Below are 15,223 nucleotides of genomic sequence, written 5' to 3' on the forward strand. Positions count from 1 at the left end.
ATACGATCGCACGGAATCGATGATCGCCCATGGGACCAGTACGGCGTCGAGGCACCGCACGCCGAGAGGGCCGGGAGCCGGGATGACCGACGACGCGCACGCACCGGAGCCGACGCCGTCGCGCCTGGCCCGGTGGCGCGGTACGGCACGGTGGCGCCGTATGGGCCGGGGCAAGCCCGGCACCGCCCTCGCCGCGGCCGTCGTCGGCGCCCTGCTCGGCGCCGGGCTCACCGCGTGGCAGGCCGGAGTCACGCCGTTCTCCGGCGAAGCGGCCTGCTGGGGCTCCCTCGACGACCGCGACCTCGAGGAACTGCCCCTGGGCAGCGGCGACATCGGCGCGCAGGAGCAGCCGCCCGGCGACGGCACGGCGGCCGACGGCAGCTGCCGCCTCATCGGCGGCGAGGACCGCGGCTGGGAGGTGAACGTACGGGTGCACACGCCCACCGGCCCGTACGCCCGCGAGTCCGACGGCTGGCACGAGAAGTTCCTCGCCTCCGACATGAGTCCGCTGGGCGGTGAACTGACCGGCATGGCCTCGGCCGCCCGCTCCTGGCTGGCGCTCCCCGCCGAGTGCACGGGCGCCGCCTCGTACGCGCCGCCTACCGTCGTCGACGTCGACACCGGCGGGAACGGCGTCGGCGAACCGGAGCAGGACCGCGAGATGCGCGCCGTCCTCGCCCGGGTCGTCACCCGGCTCGCCAACGGCACGCTGGCGAAGCTCGGTTGCGACGACCGCTTCGAGGAGCCGGAGCGGCTCCCCGCGCTCCCGCAGCCGCGGGACGCGAGCCCCGCAGCCGTCTGCGGAATCGACGGGCTCACCGTGCCGCCGTCGGCGAAGAGCACACCGGAGCTGGAACGCCGCTCGACCGGCGACGGCCCCGTCCGCAGCTGCGACCTCGGCTACAGCGACCACGACGTGGACGACCTGCGCCTCCTCACCGTCGACGACCCCGGGCTCGCCCGCATCCTCGACCCCGTGGTGCGCGACTCGGGCATCCCCGTCACGGTGCCCGAGGGCGCACCCGAGGGCTACGGGACGCTGGGCTCCACGCAGTCGGCGTTCCGTACGGAGTGCAAGGGCGTGTACGTGGTCTTCCTGCTGCGCCAGCACGAGATCGCCGACAACCCGCTGCGGACCGCCCGTACGCTGCTGCCCCGCTACGTACGCGCCGAGACCGAACGGCTGGGCTGCGCCCGTGCGGACATGCGGGTGCCGCCGGGCCCGGCGGCCTGAGCGCGCCGCCGACCGGGACCGACCTGACCATTACGGTGCGGCCATGGGGATCGCGATCACGCAGGAGCAGCAGGCGCTCGCCGAGACCGTACGGGACTGGGCCGCGCACGCCGTACCGCCCGAGGCGCCGCACCGCGCGCCGGACACGTCCACGGGCGCCGCGCGGCCGCCGTACCGGGACGGGCTCGCCCGGCTCGGGCTGCCGGGGCTGCGCGCGCCGGAGGCGTACGGCGGGGGCGGCGGCACGGTGGCCGACCTGGCGGTCGCGCTGGAGGAGACGGGCCGTGCGCTGCTCCCCGGGCCGTACGTGCCGACCGTCCTCGCCGTGGAACTGCTGCTGCGCGGCGCGCAGCCGGGGCCCGGCGACGCGGCGGACGCCGGGCGCCCGCCCGAACCTTCCCGGGCCGTACGGGCCGTACGGTCCCGGCTCGTACGGCAGCTGGCCGAGGGTGCTCGTACGGCCGCCGTCGCGCTCGGCACCGGCTCCCTCACCGCCGAGCCCGCCCCGGACGGAGGCCACGTCCTGCACGGCACCGCGCCTCCCGTCCTCGGCGCCGCCGGAGCCGAACTGCTCGTGCTGGCCGCCGAGTCGCCCGGCCACGGCACCGTCTGGCTGGCGGTCGACGCGGACGCGCTGACCGTACGCGCCCGGGACAGCGCCGACCCGCTGCGCCCCGTCGCCGACGTGCTCGCCGAACGGGTCACCGTGCCGGCCGCGCGCACCCTCGCCGTGGACACCGCCCTCGTACGCGACCTGGCCGCCGTCCTGTTCTCCGCCGAGGCGTGCGGCGTCGCCGCCCGCGCCCTGGACACGGCGGCCGGACACGCGGTGGTGCGCGAGCAGTTCGGGCGGCCCGTCGGCAGCTTCCAGGCGGTCAAGCACGGCTGCGCGGAGATGCTCGTACGCCTCGCCCAGGCCCGCGCCCTCACCTGGGACGCGGCGCGCGCGGTGGACGAGCCCGCGCCCGTACGGGGGTTGGCGGCGGCGCTGGCGGCTTCCGTGGCGCTGGAGGCGGCGTACGAGGGCGCGAAGGACTGCGTGCAGCTCCTCGGCGCCACCGGCTTCAGCCGGGAACACGACGCGCATCTCGCGCTGCGGCGCGCGCTGACCGTACGGCAGCTCCTCGGCCCCGGACACCGGCACCGGCTGCGGGCCGCGCGCCTCGCGGCGGACGGGGGCACGCGGCGCGCGCTGCGGCTCGGCCCGGGGCTTGAGCTGGGGCTCGAACTGCCGCCGGACGCGCGAGCGGAGGCCGATACGTTCCGCGCCCGCGCGCGCGAGGCCGCCGACGGCGCGCGGGGGCTCGACCCGGCGGAGGCGCGGCGGCGCCTCGCCCCGGACGGGTACGCGGAACCGCACCTGCCGCCGCCGTACGGCCTGGGCGCGGGCCCCGTACAGCAGCTGGTGGTGGGGGAGGAGCTGCGCGCGGCGGGCGTACGGGTCAGCGAACTCGGCGTCACCGCCTGCGCGCTGCCCGCCCTCGTCACGTACGGCACGGAGGCCCAGCGCGCACGGCACCTGCCCGGCACGGTGAGCGGTGAGACGGCGTGGTGCCAGCTGTTCTCCGAGCCCGACGCGGGCTCGGACATGGCGGCGCTGCGCACGCGGGCGGAACGGGTCCCCGGCCGTGGGAGTGGTGCGGGCGGTGGCGGCTGGCGGGTCAACGGGCAGAAGGCGTGGATCTCGGCCGCGCAGTCGGCGGACTGGGGCGTGCTCCTCGCCCGTACGGACCCGGAGGCGCCCACGGAGCGCGCGTTGACCTTCTTCCTCGTCGACATGCGGAACACCCCCGGCCTCGAGGTGCGGCCCGTACGGGACATCGCGGGCGGCACACCGTTCGGCGAGGTCTATCTGGACGGCGTACTGCTCCCGGAGGACGCCGTGGTCGGCGAGGTGCACGACGGCTGGGCGGTCGCTCGGCACACGCTCGGCAACGGCCGCGTGGACTGGACCGACCGGCCGGACTTCGGCCCCGGCCTGGAAGCGCTGCTCGCGCGCTGCCCGTACGGGGACGACGCGGGCCCCGTACGGGAGCGCCTCGGCGCGCTCGCGGCGGAGGCGCACGCCCTCGGCTGCCTCGCACTCCGTACGGTGCTCCGGCGCGCCGCGGGCCAACAATCCGGCGCGGACCCCGGCGTACACCGCCTCCTGCGCGCCCGGCACCAGCAGCGGGTGGCGGAACTGGCCCTGGAACTCCTCGGCCCGCCGGGCGCGCTGACGGACGAGGGCGGCGCGGTGGACACGTTCCTCACCTCACGCGGCGCCACGCTCTCCGGCGGCACCACGCAGATCCAGCTGAACGCCCTCGCCGAAACCCACCTGTCCCTCCCCCACGACCCGGAACCCCGCCCGCTGCTGTGACGCCGGCCGGGGCCGCCCCGACCGCCCGTGACACCGGCGTGCGGCACATGAGCCGTACGCCGGTGCCCGCGTGGCCCAACTCGCGCGCGGAGCAACGTGTGCCGGGATGGCAAGTGGCCCAGGAGACGGCATTCCCGTTAATCGGCCGCTCATTGAGCGTTCGCTCCGTGAATACACTTGAAACACATCGCTGAACTGCAGCGATAGCGAACTGCGGCCAGCGGTACTAGGAGCGGAGTAGAAGCAGATACTCCCCGCAGAGTACGCCACCACGAACTTGATTGCATAGGATCTCCACTCACAGAAGGGAAACAGTCTCGCCGCTGGCGGACTTGCTCGAAAAAGGGAGAGGGGATATGTCACGTGTGAAGCGAACGGTGGCTGGGTTAGCGGCTGCTGTGGTTCTGGGCGGAGCAGGGGCTGTCGCTACCGCCTTGCCCGCTCAGGCTGACGGCCCGGCATTCACGGCATCAACGGAAAACAACGAACCGGCCTCCGGATCCACGCCGAAGGCTGCGCCCTCGTCCCATTCGACAGAGGCCGCGCTGTCCAGTCCCGGGCGTTACTTGGTCGACGGAGCGCGGATCCGCACCAACCCCAGCACCTCGGCCACCGTGGTCGGCTATGGCTACCGGTCCCACGACGCCACGGTCCACTGCCGGCGGGTCGTCGCCAACACCGAGTGGTACTACCACAAGAACAACACCACCGGAGTCTCCGGATGGTCCCGAGTCGACGTACTCATTCCCCTCATCCAGGTTCGGAACTGCTGAGAGGCACACGGGGAGGAAACGTGCTCAGGATCGCGAACAGAGTAGCCGTCGTCGCCGCAGTCATAGGTGCGATGTTGACGAGTGGTGCGGTGGCTTCCACCGCCGAATCCGCTTCAGCCGCGCAGCGGTCTCAAGTGGGAGTGCAAAGTCGGGCAGGGTATTTTCTGGGCGACGGCATTAACATCCGCAACGCCCCCAACGGTCCCGTCATCCTGGGCAAAGGGTACCGGGGTGAGACGTTCACCGCCCATTGCTGGAACGGCAATGGGCTTTGGATCTATCTGACGGCTCATCGCGGCAACGTCACCGGGTGGGTGAGCGTCAGTTGGGTCTTCTACACGAACAACGGCCCCATGGGCTACTGCTAACGCGCGCTTCCTCCCCCCGGGCACCTGACCGGAGGGGAAAGATGCGCGGCCGTACAATGCGATCCGATCAACTGCGTGCGCTGCCCTATTGAGCCTCTTTCAACCTCGCGTGGGTGATGGGGCGTTGGGCTGACAGCGCGGTGAAGCCTCTGGCTATAGATGGGTTTTCGACCGAGAGAACCGTCTTCACCAGAGGCTTCGCGTGCTTGTCCACCCGTCCGGGATCGACGTGTCCAGCTCCGCCCGGCGCTTCCCGTCCGCCCGGCTGCGGGAGCATCGCCGGCAACGCGGCACCTGCTGGAGGCGGCTGACCCCCGGGCGCGGCTTCCTGGTGCGACTGGCCCTGCTGACGGCATGAACGTGCAGGTCATCACCGACCCGGCGGGACGGCTGCCACGGGCATCCCCGGCACTGCCCGGAGCCGTCCACGTCATCAGGGCCGCGCGAACCCGCGGCATCATCGACGCCCTGGAAGAAGCCGCCGCGGAGTGCGGGGCCGACCACCACCAGCCTCGTCCAAGCCGTCCTCACCCTGCGCCTGACCTGCTCAGGCACTCACGCCTCGATGTCGTACTCCAGCACGTAGGCCGCCGCGTCGAGCGTCATCTCGTTCAACTCCACGGCCCGGCCGTCGCCGTCGAACGCGGTGCGGCAGATGCGCATGACCGGTGTGCCCGCCGAGAGCTCCAACTGCCGTGTCTCGGCGGCACTCGGCATCCGCGACCGCACTTCCTCCCGGAACCGGACGGGCTTGTGCCCGAGTTCGGCGAGCCGCGCGTACGTGCCGCCGGGGCCGGTGTCCTCCTGGGTGACCGGCGAACCGGCCACGAGTTCCGCCGGGAGATGGGACACGGACAGGAGCACGGGCTTGCCGTCGAGGACGAACCGGCGGTGGCGCGTACAGACCGCTGCGCCGGGTTCCAGCCCGAGCACGCGGGCGACCGGCTCCGTGGCCGGTGCCTCACCGACCTCGATCCCGTCCACGACGAGGTCCCGGTCCGCCGCGTCATCCGCCCACACCGACCGCCCGGAACCCCACACCTCCTGCGACAGCCGCTGCACCCCGCGCCGCCGGACGGGACGGAACGCCCGGACGAACACGCCCTTGCCCTTGCGGGATTCGGCGATGCCCTCGTTCTTGAGCACGTCCAGAGCCTGCCGCGCGGTCATCAGGGCGACCTGGTGGGTCTCCTTGAGCTGGTTCTCGCCGGGCAGTTGATCGCCGGGCCCGTACTGCCCCGACTCGATCGCCGCCCTCAGCTCCGCCGCGATCCGCTGGTACTTGGGCAGCTCGCCCGCGCCCTGCTTGGCCATCACACGTCCCTCCGTCCTCTCTAGACACCCTAAGGGGGAGGGCTGGAGAGCGCACAGTTGTACGCTGCGCGAGGTTCGGTTGACATCTCTAGAGAGGATGCGTCAGTATGAGCAACGTCTCTAGAGATGTGTGCCGTGTGGCAGAAACCGAAGGGGGCCCGCCGTGCCCGAAGCGACGCAGAGGTTCTTCGACCCCAGGCCCGAAGCCGTCCGAATGGCGCGGGAGTTCGCCTGCCTCTCCCTCGCCTCGTGGAGACGTGCCGCCGAGCCGGTCGAGACCGTCCGGCTGTGCGTGTCCGAGCTGGCGTCCAACGCGCTGCTGCACGGCGCCGAGCCCGGGCGCGGCTTCCTGGTGCGACTGGCCCTGGCCGACGACGTCGTACGTCTGGAGGTGCACGACAGCCGCGAGGTGCGGCCCGAGCCGCGCCGTCCCTCCGCCTTGGACACCGCCGGGCGCGGGCTGCTGCTCGTCGCCGAACTCGCCGACGACTGGGGCGTCGCGGACCGGGAGCCGTTCGGCAAGATCGTCTGGGCCCGGATCAAGGCGCCGCGCAGATGACGGAAGTCTGACGGTCCGGCGTCGGGTATGGCGTCCCGGCGGGGGTGGTGCTCGAATCGGGGGGTGGACCTCGTACAGGGCAATTCCGGCGGGCCGGACGGGCCGGCCCGGCCGGATGGGCAGGATCCCGCCGACGGGCAGGGCGCGCCCGTCGGGCGGCGGCTGCTGCTGGGCACGCTCGCGCTCGGGGCCGCCGGGCTGGCGGCCGCGCCATCTCTGCAGCGCGGGATGGAGAACGCGCTCGGGGCCGTCGCGGGCAAGGACCCCACCGGCTTCACCGGGCTGCTGCCGAACGGCGGCGGGTTCCGGTACTACTCCGTCGTCTCCTCCGTCCCGCACAAGGGCCCCGACGACTACCGCCTCACCGTCGACGGCCTCGTCGACCGCGAGGCCGACTACACCCTCGCCGAGTTGCGCGCGCTGCCGCAGACGCGGCTCGTACGGGATGTGCAGTGCGTCACCGGGTGGCGGGTGCCGGAGACGCCGTTCAAGGGGGTACGGCTGTCGCGGCTGCTGGACGCGGCCGGGGTGCGGAGTGAGGCGAAGGCCGTACGGTTCACCTGCTTCGACGGCGCGTACAGCGAGAGCCTCACGCTCGAACAGGCCCGCCGCGCCGACGTGCTGGTCGCGTTGGAGATGCAGGACAAGCCGCTGAGCCACGACCACGGCGGGCCCGCGCGGCTGTACGTCGCGCCCATGTACTTCTACAAGTCCGCGAAGTGGCTCTCCGGCATCACCCTCACCCGCGACGTACGGCCCGGCTACTGGGAGAAGCGCGGCTACGACGTCGACGCCTGGGTCGGCCGCTCGAACGGACGCGACGGCGATGTCCCCACCGCCGCCTGACGCCCCCCGAGCAGCCGCACGAGGCGCGGTCCGCGGCGCTGCCCGAGTCGCGGCTGGAGGCGCGGTCCGCCGCGCCGAACGCCCGCAGGGCGTCCTGCGTTTCACGCTCGGGGAGCGGTGGGTGCACCACTCCACGGCGCTGCTGATGGGCGTGTGCGTGTTCACGGCGGCGTGCCTGTATCTGCCGCAGCTCGCCCAACTCGTCGGCCGCCGCGCCCTGATGGTCACCCTCCACGAGTGGTCGGGCCTGCTGCTGCCCGCGCCGTTCCTGCTGGGGCTGGCGTCGCGCGCGTTCCGGGCTGACCTGCGGCGCCTGAACCGTTTCGGGCCGCACGACCGCGACTGGCTGACAGCCGCTCTGCGGCGGCGCCGGTACGGCCGGGAGTCCGGCAAGTTCAACGCGGGGCAGAAGGTCTGGGCCGCCTGGATCGCGGGCGCGGTGCTGGTGATGACCGCGACCGGGCTCATGATGTGGTTCACGGACCTGGCGCCGCTGGTGTGGCGTACGGCGGCGACGTTCGTACACGACTGGCTGGCCCTCGCCATCGGCGTCGTGCTCATCGGGCACGTGCTGATGGCCGCAGGCGACCCGGAGGCGCGGCGCGGGATGCGTACGGGGCGGGTCGCGCCGGACTGGGCCCGACGCGAGCACCCGCTGTGGCGGCCCCCGGCGGAGGCCGATGCCGATGCCGATGCCGATGCGGACGCGGGCGCGGGCGCGGACGCCCGTCCGTAGCCGCGGGTGGCCGCTATACGCCCACCGCCCCGCCGCTGTGGCTGAGGGCCGTCCTCAAACGCCGGACGGGCTGGTTTCGGTGGCCCTCGCCGTACGGATCCCGCCGGACGGGCTGGATTCGGCGGGCCCAGCCGTACGGGACCCGGCTCGCGGGCCTAGGACCGACGTCCCGCCGCAGGTGGGCGGATATCCCGGTGTGCCCCGCCGAGGGCGGGTGGCAGCATGTCCGGCATGGTCCAGTCCCCTCCTGCCCCCGACGTCTCCAGCGGTTCCAGCGGAGACCGCGTTGCCCGCCCCCGTCTGTGGGCCGTCGTGCTCGCGGCGTGCGCCGGGCAGTTCCTCGTCGTGCTCGACGTGTCGGTGGTCAACGTGGCGCTGCCGTCGATGCGTTCGGACCTGGGGCTGAGCGAGACAGGGCTGCAGTGGGTGCTGAACGCGTACACGCTCACGTTCGCCGGGTTCATGCTGCTCGGCGGCCGGGCCGGTGATCTCTTCGGCCGGAAGCGGATGTTCCTCGTCGGGCTGGGCCTCTTCGTCGCGGCCAGCCTTGCGGGCGGGCTGGCGCAGGAGGGCTGGCAGCTGATCGCCGCGCGCGCCGTGCAGGGCATGGGCGCGGCGGTGCTGGCGCCGGCCACGCTGACCATTCTGACCACCAGCTTCCCGGAGGGCCCGGCCCGTACCCGCGCCATAGGGACGTGGACGGCCGTCGGCGCGGGCGGCGGCGCGGCGGGCGGGCTCGTCGGCGGCCTGCTGACCGGCGGGCTGTCCTGGCGCTGGGTGCTGCTGATCAACGTCCCGGTCGGCGCCGTCGTCCTCGTCGCCGCCACCCTGTGGCTCGCCGAGAGCCGCGGCAGTGTGGGCAGGAAGCTCGACGTGCCGGGCGCGCTGCTGGTCACGGCGGGGCTCGGGGCGGTGGCGTACGGGATCGTGGAGACGGAGTCGTCCGGGTGGACGGCGGCGGCCGCGCTCGTACCGCTCGCCGTCGGGCTGGTGCTCCTGGGCGCGTTCGTGGCGGTCGAGGCGCGTACGCGGGCGCCGCTGGTGCCGTTGAAGCTGTTCCGGCTGCGGGCCGTGTCGTCGGCGAACGCGGCGATGTTCGTCAACGGCGCGGCGCAGTTCTGCATGTGGTACTTCGTGTCGCTCTACATGCAGAACGTGCTGGACTACTCGCCCGTCCAGGCCGGTCTCGGCTTCATACCGCAGTCACTCAGCATCGTCTTCGGCTCGAAGCTCGCACCGCTGCTGATGCAGCGCATCGGCCCCCGCCACCTGGCGATCATCGGCACCTCCATCGCGGGCAGCGGCTGCCTGTGGCAGAGCACGATGCACGCGGGCGGCGGCTACGCGGACACCGTGCTGGGCCCCGGCGTACTGATCGCGCTCGGCGCCGGACTGTCCGCCACCCCGCTCGCGTCCCTCGCCACGCGCGGCGCCGCGCCGGGGGACCAGGGCCTCGTGTCCGGCCTGATCAACACCTCCCGCACGATGGGCGGCGCCCTCGGATTGGCGGCGCTCTCCACCGTCGCCGCGGCCCGGATCGGCGACGACCACGGGCCGGCGAGCCAGGCGCAGGGGTACGGTCTGGCCTTCCAGACGGGGGCCTGGATACTGCTCGGGAGTGTGCTGCTGATGTTCCTGACCCTGCCGCGCGGCGACGGACGGGCGGACGACTCCGCCCCGGAGGACGAGGCCGCCGCGGAGGACGAGGCCGCCGCGGACGGCCCCGTGAAGGAGCGGGCGGACGAGGGGGCGGTCACGCGTGACTGACCAGTACGAGCCGCAGCCCGACCAGCCCGACCAGCCCGCGCGCTCCGCGAGCGGTTTCCCCGCCACCGGCCGCCGCGTGCTCGTCACCGGCGCCTCCCGCGGCCTCGGCCGCGAACTCGCCCGCGCCTTCGCGCGCAACGGCGACCGCGTCGCCGTCCACTACGGCACCCGCCGCGAGGACGCCGAGGAGACCCTCGCGGCACTGCCGGGCGAGGGCCACGTGCTGGCGACGGCGGACGTGTCGCAGCCGGCCGAGGCGGCGCGGCTGGCCGAGGAGGCCGCCGACGCGCTCGGCGGCCTCGACGTGCTGGTCAACAACGCCGCCGTCAACTTCCCGCATCCGCCCGCCTCGACGTCGTACGACGACTGGACGACAGCGTGGCGCCGCCACACGGATGTGAACCTCCTGGGCACCGCCCACCTCTCGCACCAGGCCGCGCAGCGGATGATCGCCCAGGGGGCGGCGGGCGGAGACCAAGAGGGTCACGGCGGCCGTATCGTCAACATCGGTTCGCGCGGCGCCTTCCGCGGCGAACCGGACCACCCCGCGTACGCCGCCACCAAGGCCGCCGTCCACGCGCTCGGCCAGTCGCTGGCGGTGGCGCTCGCGCCGTACGGCATCGCGGTCGCGTCCGTCGCGCCGGGCTTCTTCGAGACCGAACGCGTCGCGCACCGGCTGCGCGGCGAGGAGGGCGCGGCGATCCGCGCGCAGAGCCCGTACGGCCGCGTCGGGCGGCCGGAGGAGGTCGCGGAGGCGGTGCTGTGGCTGGCCTCGCCCGCGGCGGAGTGGAGTTCCGGCGCGGTGCTGGACCTGAACGGCGCGTCGTACCTCCGTACGTGACCCGCCGTACGCGGGCCGACGTACGTGGACCGCCGCGTACGCGGGCCGACATACGCGGACCGACGTACGTGAACGGCCCCGGCCCGCCCCGACCGCCAGCCCTCACCATCACGGAGCCCCCATGCCCATCGACACCGCTGCGGCACTCGCCGCCCCGCCCCGCACCATCGAGATCAGCTGGGACCACAAGGACGTCCAGCTCTACCACCTGGGCCTGGGCGCAGGCGTTCCCGCCACCGACCCGCTGGAGCTCCGCTACACCCTGGAGAGCCGCCTCCACGTCCTCCCCAGCTTCGCGACCGTCGCGGGCGGCGGCGTGGGCGTGCTGGACGGGCTGTCCGCGCCCGGCGTCGACGTGGATCTCGCGGCCGTCCTGCACGGCGGCCAGCACGTCACGCCGCACCGGCCGCTGCCCGTACGGGGTGAGGCGACGCGGAGTTCGCGGGTGGAGGCCGTGTACGACAAGGGCAAGGCCGCCGTCATCGTGCTGCGTACGGAGGCGGCCGACGCCGACGGCCCGCTGTGGACGTCGCACACGGAGCTGTACGTACGTGGCGAGGGCGGTTTCGGCGGCGAACGCGGCCCGTCCGTACGGCCGTCCACGCCCGTACGCGAGCCGGACCGCGTCGTGGAGCGCGCGATCCGGGAGGACCAGGCACTGCTGTACCGGCTTTCGGGCGACTGGAACCCACTGCACGCCGACCCCGACTTCGCCCGTCTCGCGGGCTTCGAACGGCCGATCCTGCACGGGCTGTGCTCGTACGGGGTGGCGCTGAAGGCCGTTGCCGACACGCTGCTCGACGGGAACGTGGCACGGGTGCGCGGTTACGGCACGCGCTTCACCGGGGTCGTCTTCCCGGGCGAGACGCTGCGTATCGCCATGTGGCGGGAGGGGGAGGACGGTTCGGGCGGCGGCGGCGTGGCGCGGCTGGAGGCGGTGGCCGTCGAACGGGACGGCGCACCGGTGCTCGGCGACGCGGTGGTGACGTACGGCCCCTGACGCCGGGCCGGGCGGCGCCTCGCGTACGCCGCGCCGCGTACGCCGTACGCCGACGGTTCCGCGCCCGTACGCCCGCAGGCCCGTGCGCCCCCCCCCGGCTCAGGCGCGCCGCTGTGCCGCGGGCGAGAAGCGGCTGACGTAACGCCGCTGCCAGGGCGTCTCCACGGCGCGCGGTGCGTAGTGCTCCCGCACGTACGCGACCGCCTCGGCGTTCGGCACGCCGTCCAGCACGGCGAGGCAGGCGAGCGCGGTCCCGGTCCGGCCGACCCCGGCGCCGCAGGCGACCTCCACGCGCTCCGTAACGGCGCGCTCCCACGCCTCGCGCAGCGCGTCGGCGGCCGCCTCCCGGTCGGCAGGCAGCCGGAAGTCGGGCCAGCGCACCCAGCGCGACTCCCAGTCGACGGCGGGCGGTTGGCGGCCCAGCAGATACAGCGCGAAGTCCGGCACCGCGCCGGGCGGCAGCGGACGGCGCAGCCCGCGGCCGCGCACGAGACGCCCCGAGGGCAGCCGCAGCACACCCGCCGCGGCCGGTTCCCACGAGGAGGCAGGGGAAGCGGTCATACGGCGAGCGTAGCCGCGCGGGGCCCGCGCCGGATGCCGTACGGAAGCCCCGTACACACCCACGCGGGCCCCGCCCTCGGGGCTAGTCTCCCGATCCGCCGGTGCCGGCGGGCCCGAACCGGGCGGCGGCAGCGCGGACTTGGGCACGGACACGGGCACGAGGGCGCTTACGGGCGCGGGTGGCGGCCCCGGCGCCGGCCTGCGGCTGCCCGCCGGGGCCTTCCTTTTTCTTTTTTTTGTGACGCTCCCGCACCCCCCCCACAGTCGTATAGGAGTCGGCAGCATCAGACGTGTATAGGAGAGGAGCCAGGGGCGGAGGGCCGACCGCTCCTCGCGCCAGGCCGACAGCAGCCGTTCGCCGAGCCTGTCCTCGAGCAGCCCCGTGGCCTGGATGCCGAGGGCGACGTCGGGTGCCAGCCATGGCTCTGCCTCGAGCAGGCCGCCCACCACGTCCCGCCGGACGATCTGCTCGTGTACGGCGTCGGCTTCCACGTGCTCGTCGTAGAAACGCTGGGCAGCGGGACCGGCACCCGCGCGGCGCATCGCCTCGGCCATGCGCCGCGCGCCCGGCGACGAGGTCACCTCGACCGTCGCGAAGTGCCCCACCAGGGCTCCGCGCAGCGCACGGTGCAGGCCGCACAGGGACATGAGGTTGACGGTCGCGAGCGCCTCGGCGGGGGCCGCGTCGAGATAACGGCCGTAACGGGAGTCCAGTCCGAGATCGTCCATCAGCTCGGCGAACAGCCGCGCGTGCATGTCCTCCGCGCGCCCGGCGCCGAACTCGTCGAACTCCACCGCCGTCATGGCCGCCTTGGCCCGGCCCCGCAGGCGGGGGATGACCCAGGCGTGCGGGTCGGCTTCCTTCAGGTGGTAGAGGGAACGCACGGCGGCGTACTCGCGCAGCTGCCACCACGCGCCCGTGCGCTTCAGATGATGGGACACGCCGTCTCCGGCGTCCTCCACGGGTTCGCGGAGCAGGCCGGCCAGCAGTCCGTCCACGTCCGTCGTACGGTCCGTAGCCGAGCGCACTGCCGTCAGGAACCGTTCCTCCGCGTCACCGCGCAGCAGCAGCAGTTCCGGGTTCCACTCCTGGCGGTCGGTGACTCCCTCGAACCCGTGGTAATGGAGCTCGTACAGCACGTACAGGGCAAGCTGGAGATCGTCGCCGTACGGGTCGGCGCGGCCGACCTCGGCGCTGCCGGGCAGGTGGCTCCCGGTGCCGCGCAGATACGCCAGCACGGCCGCCGAGATGTCTCCCCGCGACCGGGGCAGTTCGGGCGACACGGCCATGGGAGCGGGGGCCGGCCCCGCTTCCCCGTCACCATTCATGACTCCGGCCTCTCGGTCTCGTCTCGCTCACCGCTCCCGTCCCCCGGCTTCTTCCCGTCCCGTGTGCCGGGCACGTCCCCGGCGCCCCCGGGCACGTCCGTCCGCCGGCCGTCCTCCGGCCGCGGGCGGGAACGCCGCCGGTGGCTGGTGTCACACCACGGGTACGTACGGCTGCGCCGGCACTGGCAGACGGCGACGGTGAACCGGTCCGAGGAGACGACGGTGCCGTCCTGCAGCTCGAACTCCACCGGCCCCTCGATCAGCAGCGGACCCTCGCGGTCCTGGGCGACGCGGCGCGGGCGTTCAGATCTTCTCGGCACGGATGACCACCAGTTCCTCCTGGTTCTCGGCGGCGTCGTCCACGAGCCCGTTCTCCCGGAGCCACGGCAGCCGCGCCGAGAGAACGGGCCCGAAGGGAACGGTCGCGCGGTCGCTGATCTCTGCCACGAGCCCGAGCGCGGCCAGTCTCCGCACGGTGGTCTCCGGCGCGCTGAGCGCCGAGTGCACCATCAGCAGCACCCCGCCGGTACGGAGCGCGGACGGGGAGGCGTCGCACACCCGGTCCACGAACGCCCTGCCGTCCCACCCCGCGTCCCACGAACGGGCCCGGCCGCGGCGCGGCGGGAACTCGGCCGGGGAGGGGACGTACGGCGGGTTGCTGATGAGCATGTCGAACGTCCGGTCCGGGGGGAGCGCGCTGAGCAGATCACCGCGGCGTACGACGACGCGGCGGGCGGCGAGCAGCGCGTTGAGCCGCGCGGTCAGCACCGCCCTGCGGCCGATGTCCACGGCTGTCACGCACGCGCCCAGCCGGGCCGCGTAGACCGCGAGCGCCCCACTGCCCGTACAGACGTCGAGCAGATCGGAGCCCGGCACTCGGCGCTCGCGGCGCACCGCGTCGGCGAGCAGCAAGCTGTCCGCCTGGGGCGCGTAGACGCCGGGCAGGGTCACCGCGCGGCCCAGTTCCGGCAGCGGTGCGCACGTGGTCGTCACAGGTCAGCCTCCACGCTCAGCGGGTGGATCCGCCTCAGACCGGGTCACCCGGCCGTCACGATGGAAACGTGCTGCCTGCGCGCCGCCGCTCGTGCGGGCCCTCTCAGCCGCTTCGGCCCCGGCTCCCTCAGCCCGCGTCCGGGGCGGGCGGCAGGGTGAGGAAGAGGGGCTCGCCCGGTGCCGGCACGCCGTGGCCGCGGGCGACCACCGTGTCCCGGAAGACGGCCTCCAGTCTGCGCGCGTACCGCTCCCCCGGCCCCGCCGCGCCCGTGAACGTCCCGCGCAGCAGCCAGCCCGGCCCGTCGCAGCCGGCGAACCGCACCGCGACCTCCCCGCCGGGGGACTCCACGTCGCGGAGCACGGCGCCCGGTTCGGGGCCGAGCGGCCCGTCCACGCGCGCGAGGGACCCGCCGCCCGCGCTCAGGCCCTCGGCCATGCGCGCGCTCACCTGCTCCCACAGGCCGCCGCAGGCGTCCGCGGCGAACGCCTGAAGCTGTACGGAGGCCGCGCCCCCGCCGAGCGACACGGTGGCGGCCACGA

The 15,223-nt window shown here is 74.0% G+C and carries 15 protein-coding genes and 2 pseudogenes; 11 read left to right on the forward strand and 6 right to left on the reverse strand.

Going from position 1 to position 15,223, the window contains the following annotated elements:
* Positions 1 to 82: 82 nt before the first annotated feature.
* The 5 genes and pseudogenes from DVA86_RS21980 to DVA86_RS36305 all read left to right on the forward strand — a co-directional run.
* Positions 83 to 1,234, forward strand: coding sequence for a hypothetical protein (locus tag DVA86_RS21980; RefSeq protein ID WP_208880744.1), 1,152 nt, complete (start codon positions 83 to 85; stop codon positions 1,232 to 1,234).
* Between the two features lie 43 nt (positions 1,235 to 1,277).
* Complete coding sequence (locus tag DVA86_RS21985; protein ID WP_208880746.1) at positions 1,278 to 3,596, forward strand: acyl-CoA dehydrogenase family protein; 2,319 nt, start codon at positions 1,278 to 1,280, stop codon at positions 3,594 to 3,596.
* A gap of 566 nt (positions 3,597 to 4,162) precedes the next feature.
* Complete coding sequence (locus DVA86_RS35400) at positions 4,163 to 4,369, forward strand: hypothetical protein (RefSeq protein WP_245996957.1); 207 nt, start codon at positions 4,163 to 4,165, stop codon at positions 4,367 to 4,369.
* A gap of 20 nt (positions 4,370 to 4,389) precedes the next feature.
* The gene (locus DVA86_RS21995; protein WP_208880750.1) at positions 4,390 to 4,737 is read left to right on the forward strand and encodes a hypothetical protein; all 348 of its coding nucleotides are present in this window, start codon (positions 4,390 to 4,392) and stop codon (positions 4,735 to 4,737) included.
* A gap of 202 nt (positions 4,738 to 4,939) precedes the next feature.
* Positions 4,940 to 5,238 (forward strand): annotated as a pseudogene (locus tag DVA86_RS36305) (hypothetical protein); the annotation flags it as partial.
* Positions 5,239 to 5,292: 54 nt separating this feature from the next.
* On the opposite strand, the gene DVA86_RS22005 reads toward DVA86_RS36305, so the two are convergent.
* The gene (locus DVA86_RS22005; protein WP_208880752.1) at positions 5,293 to 6,051 is read right to left on the reverse strand and encodes a GntR family transcriptional regulator; all 759 of its coding nucleotides are present in this window, start codon (positions 6,049 to 6,051) and stop codon (positions 5,293 to 5,295) included.
* A gap of 163 nt (positions 6,052 to 6,214) precedes the next feature.
* On the opposite strand from DVA86_RS22005, the gene DVA86_RS22010 reads away from it, so the two are divergent.
* The 6 genes from DVA86_RS22010 (at position 6,215) to DVA86_RS22035 (ending at position 11,800) form a co-directional block, all read left to right on the forward strand.
* On the forward strand, positions 6,215 to 6,610 hold the full coding sequence (locus tag DVA86_RS22010; RefSeq protein WP_208880754.1) for an ATP-binding protein: 396 nt from the start codon (positions 6,215 to 6,217) through the stop codon (positions 6,608 to 6,610).
* 27 nt (positions 6,611 to 6,637) lie between these two features.
* Complete coding sequence (locus tag DVA86_RS22015; RefSeq protein WP_208880756.1) at positions 6,638 to 7,456, forward strand: molybdopterin-dependent oxidoreductase; 819 nt, start codon at positions 6,638 to 6,640, stop codon at positions 7,454 to 7,456.
* Entirely contained in the window at positions 7,437 to 8,192 is a 756-nt protein-coding gene (locus DVA86_RS22020) for a cytochrome b/b6 domain-containing protein (protein ID WP_208880758.1), read from the forward strand. Before DVA86_RS22015 ends, DVA86_RS22020 begins: the two co-directional genes overlap by 20 nt.
* A 222-nt stretch (positions 8,193 to 8,414) precedes the next feature.
* Complete coding sequence (locus DVA86_RS22025; protein ID WP_208880760.1) at positions 8,415 to 9,959, forward strand: MFS transporter; 1,545 nt, start codon at positions 8,415 to 8,417, stop codon at positions 9,957 to 9,959.
* Positions 9,960 to 10,035: 76 nt separating this feature from the next.
* Positions 10,036 to 10,800, forward strand: coding sequence for an SDR family NAD(P)-dependent oxidoreductase (locus DVA86_RS22030; RefSeq protein ID WP_245997703.1), 765 nt, complete (start codon positions 10,036 to 10,038; stop codon positions 10,798 to 10,800).
* A gap of 121 nt (positions 10,801 to 10,921) precedes the next feature.
* Entirely contained in the window at positions 10,922 to 11,800 is an 879-nt protein-coding gene (locus tag DVA86_RS22035) for a MaoC/PaaZ C-terminal domain-containing protein (RefSeq protein WP_208880763.1), read from the forward strand.
* A 99-nt stretch (positions 11,801 to 11,899) separates the two neighbouring features.
* Here DVA86_RS22035 and DVA86_RS36125 read toward each other — a convergent pair whose 3' ends face one another.
* The 5 genes and pseudogenes from DVA86_RS36125 to DVA86_RS22055 all read right to left on the reverse strand — a co-directional run bounded on the left by DVA86_RS36125 (position 11,900) and on the right by DVA86_RS22055 (position 15,221).
* Entirely contained in the window at positions 11,900 to 12,646 is a 747-nt protein-coding gene (locus DVA86_RS36125; protein WP_342776415.1) for a protein-tyrosine phosphatase family protein, read from the reverse strand.
* 27 nt (positions 12,647 to 12,673) lie between these two features.
* Positions 12,674 to 13,690, reverse strand: a pseudogene (locus DVA86_RS35415) (iron-containing redox enzyme family protein); the annotation flags it as partial.
* Positions 13,687 to 14,010, reverse strand: coding sequence for a CDGSH iron-sulfur domain-containing protein (locus tag DVA86_RS22045; protein ID WP_208880767.1), 324 nt, complete (start codon positions 14,008 to 14,010; stop codon positions 13,687 to 13,689). The gene DVA86_RS22045 and the pseudogene DVA86_RS35415, both read right to left, overlap by 4 nt.
* Positions 13,994 to 14,683, reverse strand: coding sequence for a HemK2/MTQ2 family protein methyltransferase (locus DVA86_RS22050; RefSeq protein ID WP_208880769.1), 690 nt, complete (start codon positions 14,681 to 14,683; stop codon positions 13,994 to 13,996). Before DVA86_RS22050 ends, DVA86_RS22045 begins: the two co-directional genes overlap by 17 nt.
* A 127-nt stretch (positions 14,684 to 14,810) precedes the next feature.
* Positions 14,811 to 15,221 (reverse strand): DUF3710 domain-containing protein, encoded by a 411-nt coding sequence (locus DVA86_RS22055; RefSeq protein WP_208880771.1) that lies wholly within the window; start codon positions 15,219 to 15,221, stop codon positions 14,811 to 14,813.
* Between the last annotated feature and the right edge of the window lie 2 nt (positions 15,222 to 15,223).

Origin of the sequence: Streptomyces armeniacus, assembly GCF_003355155.1 — a bacterium.
In the GTDB taxonomy this organism is placed as follows: Bacteria; Actinomycetota; Actinomycetes; order Streptomycetales; family Streptomycetaceae; genus Streptomyces; species Streptomyces armeniacus.

Coding starts and splice junctions, on each gene's coding strand:
- DVA86_RS21980 (WP_208880744.1), top strand. CDS start 83: ATGACCGACGACGCGCACGCACCGGAGCCGACGCCGTCGCGCCTGGCC.
- DVA86_RS21985 (WP_208880746.1), top strand. CDS start 1,278: ATGGGGATCGCGATCACGCAGGAGCAGCAGGCGCTCGCCGAGACCGTA.
- DVA86_RS22005 (WP_208880752.1), bottom strand. CDS start 6,051: ATGGCCAAGCAGGGCGCGGGCGAGCTGCCCAAGTACCAGCGGATCGCG.
- DVA86_RS22015 (WP_208880756.1), top strand. CDS start 6,638: ATGGCGTCCCGGCGGGGGTGGTGCTCGAATCGGGGGGTGGACCTCGTA.
- DVA86_RS22020 (WP_208880758.1), top strand. CDS start 7,437: ATGTCCCCACCGCCGCCTGACGCCCCCCGAGCAGCCGCACGAGGCGCG.
- DVA86_RS22025 (WP_208880760.1), top strand. CDS start 8,415: ATGTCCGGCATGGTCCAGTCCCCTCCTGCCCCCGACGTCTCCAGCGGT.
- DVA86_RS22035 (WP_208880763.1), top strand. CDS start 10,922: ATGCCCATCGACACCGCTGCGGCACTCGCCGCCCCGCCCCGCACCATC.
- DVA86_RS36125 (WP_342776415.1), bottom strand. CDS start 12,646: ATGCTGCCGACTCCTATACGACTGTGGGGGGGGTGCGGGAGCGTCACA.